Below are 705 nucleotides of genomic sequence, written 5' to 3'. Positions count from 1 at the left end.
GTGCGCCTGTTCGAAAGCACGCGAGAGCTGGAGCGCCTCGGTCGCTTTCGCGCTGGAGATGCGCGTGATCTGATCGAGAACGCGGTTCTGGTTGGAGATTGTGGAGATCCCGACGAGCGCCAGCAATCCTAGCGCGATCAAGGCCACGCCTGGGATGATGAAAACTTTCCATCGGATCGACAGAGAAATCTTATTAGCCACGGCTGGCCCTCTCTCACGCAAACAGACGCGATGCCTTTGGCGATGCCAAAGGTCGATTGGGTCGCCGAAGCGCATACATCTGTATGGGTTTCAGCGGTTATGACCCTGTCGCGGTCCGGTAACGAATGTTGTGCTGCAACATATTAACACTGGAGTTGTATGACTTGTCGAGTCTATGTATATGTGAAGAATGTATTTTAATTTTTAATATTTTGAGTTTGTGAATTAAACGCCTAGTATTAACGGGTTAATTATTGGTAACTTTAAATTGATTCCTTATTAAATAGGCTATGAGCATAAAAATATTGGCTTAGGCCTCTGATTAAAATTAAATTTTCCCGTCCTTGATGAGGTTTTTTAGAGCAATGATTTACGCATTCGGTTGATTGGAGACCGGCGATCAGTCAAAAAAACAGATATCGCGTTAATTATTATTAATCAGAATGATTTTGAAATTGTGCGGCGCACAAAAGCATACCCCCGTGCAGCCGCGTCATAGCTTCG

At 45.4% G+C, this 705-nt stretch carries 1 protein-coding gene; it reads right to left on the bottom strand.

Annotation, left to right across the window (positions count from 1 at the left end; all coding sequences use genetic code 11):
• A partial coding sequence (locus tag VZ95_RS21005) for a hypothetical protein (protein ID WP_045777603.1) occupies positions 1 to 201 on the bottom strand: 201 nt, incomplete at its 3' end.
• Between the last annotated feature and the right edge of the window lie 504 nt (positions 202 to 705).

This window comes from Elstera litoralis (assembly GCF_000963705.1).
Lineage (GTDB): Bacteria > Pseudomonadota > Alphaproteobacteria > Elsterales > Elsteraceae > Elstera > Elstera litoralis.
Note: the sequence above shows the minus strand (reverse complement) of the source record. Positions and strands in the feature narration are given on the sequence as shown.